Annotated in this window: 11 protein-coding genes; all 11 read left to right on the plus strand. The window is 30.2% G+C overall.

Going from position 1 to position 5,605, the window contains the following annotated elements:
* Positions 1–131 precede the first annotated feature (131 nt).
* Positions 132–278, plus strand: a complete 147-nt coding sequence (locus KPL50_RS25945) for a hypothetical protein (protein ID WP_216301379.1) — start codon at positions 132–134, stop codon at positions 276–278.
* An 11-nt stretch (positions 279–289) separates the two neighbouring features.
* On the plus strand, positions 290–640 hold the full coding sequence (locus KPL50_RS25950; RefSeq protein ID WP_216301380.1) for a hypothetical protein: 351 nt from the start codon (positions 290–292) through the stop codon (positions 638–640).
* A 146-nt stretch (positions 641–786) separates the two neighbouring features.
* On the plus strand, positions 787–1,572 hold the full coding sequence (locus KPL50_RS25955) for a hypothetical protein (protein ID WP_216301381.1): 786 nt from the start codon (positions 787–789) through the stop codon (positions 1,570–1,572).
* Between the two features lie 36 nt (positions 1,573–1,608).
* On the plus strand, positions 1,609–1,860 hold the full coding sequence (locus KPL50_RS25960; protein WP_216301382.1) for a hypothetical protein: 252 nt from the start codon (positions 1,609–1,611) through the stop codon (positions 1,858–1,860).
* Positions 1,861–1,862: 2 nt separating this feature from the next.
* Positions 1,863–2,033: a hypothetical protein gene (locus KPL50_RS25965; protein WP_216301389.1), complete on the plus strand. Its 171-nt coding sequence runs from the start codon at positions 1,863–1,865 to the stop codon at positions 2,031–2,033.
* Between the two features lie 53 nt (positions 2,034–2,086).
* Positions 2,087–2,281 (plus strand): hypothetical protein, encoded by a 195-nt coding sequence (locus KPL50_RS25970; RefSeq protein ID WP_216301383.1) that lies wholly within the window; start codon positions 2,087–2,089, stop codon positions 2,279–2,281.
* A gap of 114 nt (positions 2,282–2,395) precedes the next feature.
* Complete coding sequence (locus KPL50_RS25975) at positions 2,396–2,950, plus strand: PadR family transcriptional regulator (protein ID WP_216301384.1); 555 nt, start codon at positions 2,396–2,398, stop codon at positions 2,948–2,950.
* A gap of 2 nt (positions 2,951–2,952) precedes the next feature.
* A complete protein-coding gene (locus KPL50_RS25980) occupies positions 2,953–3,411 on the plus strand; it encodes a hypothetical protein (RefSeq protein ID WP_216301385.1) in 459 nt (152 codons plus the stop codon).
* 13 nt (positions 3,412–3,424) lie between these two features.
* The gene (locus KPL50_RS25985) at positions 3,425–3,904 is read left to right on the plus strand and encodes a flavodoxin (RefSeq protein WP_216301386.1); all 480 of its coding nucleotides are present in this window, start codon (positions 3,425–3,427) and stop codon (positions 3,902–3,904) included.
* 302 nt (positions 3,905–4,206) lie between these two features.
* The gene (locus KPL50_RS25990; RefSeq protein ID WP_216301387.1) at positions 4,207–4,572 is read left to right on the plus strand and encodes a hypothetical protein; all 366 of its coding nucleotides are present in this window, start codon (positions 4,207–4,209) and stop codon (positions 4,570–4,572) included.
* Between the two features lie 181 nt (positions 4,573–4,753).
* Complete coding sequence (locus tag KPL50_RS25995) at positions 4,754–5,170, plus strand: hypothetical protein (protein WP_216301388.1); 417 nt, start codon at positions 4,754–4,756, stop codon at positions 5,168–5,170.
* The last annotated feature ends 435 nt before the right edge of the window (positions 5,171–5,605 follow it).

Genomic DNA, 5,605 nt, shown 5'->3' on the forward strand with positions numbered 1-5,605 from the left:
TGAATTCCTCTGTGTATTGTTTTTGACCTCTTGCCATTATAAACACATCCTTCTCTTATTTATATTTTAATGTGTTCGGCTTTTCGTGTCTACAGTATTATACTAACACCATACCAACAGATTTACCAAGCTTGTTATCACTTATAGAAGACATAAAACCTGCACACCTAATGCTCAGTTATATTTTCGCTTATCTATTAGTAGGAGATATAAAAGCAATGACAGTAGGAGAATTACGAACTAAAACAATAAAGGAATTTGCATTTAATGCAATTTAGGAGGGATAGAATTGAGTAAAAGAACTACAAATTTGAGTCTATATAAGTTAGACTCAACAGATGATGCTAATACATTCAATATAGATTTAGTGTTAAATGAAAATTGGGACAAGATAGACTTAGATAGTAAATCAAAAGGCAATGCAATAAGTTCTATCGCAGGAGAAGGAAGAACTACCGAAACAGTTAAAGGAAACTCTGATAAAATAGCTGTTTTAAATGGAACCGGAGCAATAAAAGAGAAAGCAAATAAGGAAGATTTGAATACTTTATCAAATTCAGTTACGTCGTCTTTGGCGGATAATTCGAAACAAGTACCACATTTAGGAACTACAACAAAAGTGGTGATACTTATAGCATAACTACAACACAAGTTATTAATGCTAATCAAAAATTTACAATAAAATTCAATGCAAATAGTACAACTGCACCAACATTAAAAATAAATACTGGAGCAGTTTGTGCAATTAAAAAAGCTAATGGAAATAATGCAAAATTGTATGCAAGTGTGTATACGTTGTTTTGGGATGGCACAAATTTTATCCAGTTGGGTGAAGGTGGTGATTACGGAACAGCTACGGCGGATAAAGTTCTAAGTGGTAGTACAATCGGTACAGAAAATGGCATAGTGGCAGGAACAATACCTAATTTTGCAGGAAGTTCGCATGACTCTGCCAGTGTTGCAAACTATGGTAATGGTGATGTAGCAGTTTATTTAGCTAATGGTGGTTACTATCCACCAGGAATAGCTAGTAGTGGTGGTGGGGAAGTTAAAATTCCTGTTGCTCAATCAGGACTAGTTGCTTCTAAAATATTAAGCGGTCAAAGTGTTTTTGGACTTGCAGGAACTGCGACAGTGGAGAGTTTGGGTGGTGTTTATGTAAATCCAACATCTGGTGATTCTGTTATGGTTCAAAATACAATTTTGTATAAGACACCATATACTACTGTTGAATACACCAGAATCGGTTCAACATGGAGAATAAATTATAATGGTGTTATTAGATTTAAACTAAAGATGAGTTCATATTATAATTGTCCTGTATCGTTTTATGTTGCAAAAGAGAGACAATATACTTCAAGAACAGTTATTGAGAGCACAAGAACAGTAGTGTCAACATCTACTGCTGTTTTATATTCTTTTGATATACCTTGTGTAGCAGGTGACATATTTTCTGTTTGGGGGTGTAGTTTTAAAGCTGAAAGTAACTCAATTCTTGAGTTAACTATGACATATATGGCTATGTGTTGTTCAAATGCAATAACTGACCAAGTATCAATTGTGTACGTATAATAAAGGATAAGTAATCATTAAATAGGAGGTATAAAAATGATAATTATTAAATATGAAAATGAAAGTGAAGTACAAGCAATAACCGATGCACAAATTGCAAAAGGGATGCATTTAATAGCAGTTTCAAATATTACAGAAGGTAAATTCTTAGGGTTCGATGATAGAGACGTAATACAAACACCTCAACCTCAACCTCAATCACCTTTACAACTTACTGTATTAACTGCATTAGGAGAACAAATAACAAGTTTACAAAATAAATTATTAGAAAGCGAAGGAGTGATTTAACAATGGCAACAGTAATAGTTAAACAATATTTAGTAGGTATATTAGTTAAAAAAATTAGTATACAGGAGATAAATCCAAAGACAAATGAGCCTTTTAAAGTGGATGATATTCTAATTGCAGAGTATAAAATTGCGGTAGAAAATGCTTTATTAGAATTAGCCGGAGTAGTTTAGTTAGAGAAGATTAGTAATTTAAGGTGAAGTAAAAATCATAAGGAGCACAGAAAATGAAATGTTCATATCGTGAAAATGAGATGGTTAAAGGTGTAATAGATGATGATGGAAGCATACAATTCAGAGGGATTGAAGATGGAGAAAAAATTGGATTAATAGATAGAATTTTATTTGGTGGAAAGAATGTAATTGTTGAGAGACATCCTTTTGGTAAAACTATTTTAAAATGCAAAAAAGAGAAGTGCTAATTAGAAATCTTATCAGTTCTCTTTTATTATATATATCTAAAAGATACATATAATGCTTGACGAATATATCTTTATACCATACTATATCTAATAGATGCATATAAGGAGGAAGGTATGAAGAAAAAGACAAGATTTGTTTTACTGGGTTTACTTAAAGAAGAACAATTAACGGGATATGAGATTAAAAAAATAATTGATGGACGTATGAGTTTTTTCTGGCAGGAGAGTTACGGACAAATATATCCAGAATTAAATGCATTACTGAAAGAAAAGTTTATTAGAGAAGTAGTAACAAGTGAAAAAAGCGTATTGAGAAGAGAAAGAATTAAATATACCATTACAGATAATGGGTGCTTAGAATTAAAGCAATGGATGGAATCGGAAAACGAAAAAGACAGTACTAGAAGTGAATTCTTGCTAAAAATATTCTTATCTACTGACAAAAATCATATCGAAATGAAACGGCATTTAGAAAGATTTTATGAGCAAAGTATAAAGCAGTTGGAAGTTTTCAATCAGTTTGAGAGCCAGCTTGAAAATGACCTTAATGTTCATGAAAATCACAAACAAATTTTGGATGTTTTGTCATTAGGAATTAAGCAACAGGAATTATATTGTTTATGGAGTAAAGAACTGATTAAAAAAATGATAATAGTGAATGGAGGTTAATTATGGGAATATCATGGAAAGGAATTATAATAGTGGCTTTAGTTCTTTTACCGAATATTTTATTTGCAATATTTCCACCCAACAATATACTTGCCAATATTGAGGATGGAGGTATGGTAATTAATATTCTAGAACATGGAACCCAGATAATTTATTTTATTGTTCTAGTATCAACAACAAAAAATAGTAAGGTCAACTATGGAAGTATTTTATTTATCGGGATGGTTATCTGTTTGTTGGTTTATTATATTCTTTGGGTTCGATATTTCATTAATGGAAGAGAATACAGTTTATTATTTGATACAGTTATGCATATACCATTACCAATGGCAGTATTTCCCATTTTATTTTTATTGTTTGCAGCATTGTGGTTTCAAAATATCTCATTAACAATTTTAATCGGATTATTTGCAGTAGGGCATATTATAAATTCGTATACTACATATAAACAGTTGCTTTAAAAGGAGGCAAAATATGAAGTCATTAGTAGTTTTTTATTCGTTAGAAGGCAATACAAAATTAATTGCTAACATGATTGCAAAAGAATTAAATTCTGAAATATTGGAATTAAAACCAGATAAGGAAATTCCGAAAGAGGGATTTAAGAAATTCTTTTGGGGTGGAAAAAGTGTTGTATTTAAAGAAAAACCTGCATTATTAAATGAAATCCCATGCTTGGAAGAGTACGATACCATTTTTGTCGGAACACCTATTTGGGCAGGAAGCTATGCTCCACCTATCCATACATTTATTACAAAAAGTATCATAACGGAGAAAAAAATGGTTTTTTTTGCTTCTCATTCTGGCGGCGGTGCTAAAAAATGCTTCGATAAGTTAAAAACAGCATTTGCAAATAATCCTGTGATTGGAACTATTGATTTTGTGAATCCACTTAAGGAAGACAGCGAAAAAGTAAGAAATCAAGTTATGAGTTGGCTCCAGAGTATGTTTTAGGATAGTTATTAATTTGGCTGTGGATAGTGAGCATAATTATTTAGCATGTACCAAAATTCAGACGCATTTTTCTTATAAAACGTCACAAACAATAAAAGTTTGCGGCGTTTTTACTTGTGACGAATTAGGAAAATATGGTGCAGTAAAGTTTGGACTATTCCTATCTTTACTGTTATGTTATATAATGGTAACAATGATTCGGAATCGTACAAAATGGCAAACTAAAGATTTCATATAATTACATTTTTGAACAATAATTCTGATAAAGTGTAAGTATAATTTTAAAAAGAGGTGGTATGATTATGAACAAATTTAAAAAATCAAGTTTATTAATTACAATTATTTCTACTTTAGCTTTTTTATTTTTATCAAACTTAGGATTAAATAAATATTATTATTCAAAATTCACTTCTTCAAAATGGGTTCGATATGAAAATAAAAGAGTTTTAATGGTTGACAATCTGTTAAAAGATAACAAGCTAGAAGAAAAAAACAAAGAAGATATATTAACTTTATTAGGCAAACCAACCAAATCAGAAAAGACAAGCAATACAATCATATATTACCTAGGATCTGAAAGAAGTTTAATTAGTGTAGATAGTGAATCCCTTTTTATTTATTTTGATAAAAAAGAAAAATGCATTAAATCCGAAATAATTATAGATTAGATAGTACAGGTACAACTGCCATACGTGTAAAACCAGACCATATTATTGAGTTAATATCCGTCATGTGTCTATCTTGTTTCATAGGTATTGAACCAGCCAAATCTATCGCATTTGGTATAATTAAATAAATTATTTATGTCGTAACGGTAAAATGTTGCGAACTAAAAGAAAGGAGAAATTTATGAGAAAAAAATCAATAAGCGTGATGGTTATATGTCTTGCTGTTTTATTTGCATTTAGTTTGATTGGGTGCAGTAATACAGCAAAGAAAGTTTCAACGGACAAAACCTTTGAGCAAACAATAGAAGAAAAAATTAACAATATTACTAATCCAAAGGATAGTAGAGTATCACTATCATCCAACCCATATGACTATATTAAGGGTGTAGATAGTAATGAGGATTATAAATACATTGTTTCGCAAGGGAAAAAGTCTTTAAATTTCATGCTAAACAAATTTTCTGATAGTAATAAGAACGGGTTAGAAGAATATATTATGGCAATAGCCTGTTCTGAAATACTAAAAGAGAATTCTACTTCTAAAAATTGGGCTTCTGGTAGAGAATGGTACGACAACTATACTAAAGCAAAGAAGTAAAATTACTTCGAAATCTTCTAATTAGACGTCACAAACAATAAAAGTTTGTGGCGTTTTTACTTGTGACGACTTAGGAAAATAGTGTGACGTAACTACAAAATAAAATAAAATAATAAAATTAAGGGCACCTGAGAGGGTTTGTTTTTTTATTTTACCAAATGATTATATATCTCTAATATTTACAATCATAGCAGATTATGGTAATATTACAATATGCTTTGTTATATATTCACTAAAGGTATTTGTAAATTTTCACATTTAGGTATTGAATGCTTATAAAAATAGTGAAATTAAATATAATTGTAATTTTTATGGAATATAAGGTCAATTTTTAAGAATAGTAAATATATTAAATGTCGTATCATGGCTGGCGAAAAGCGTATGAATGCAACATAATATATGGTAATATGTGAGATAATGGTCAAAATTGTCTTT

Source organism: Clostridium sp. CF012, from assembly GCF_018861755.1.
Taxonomy (GTDB): Bacteria; Bacillota; Clostridia; order Clostridiales; family Clostridiaceae; genus Clostridium_AD.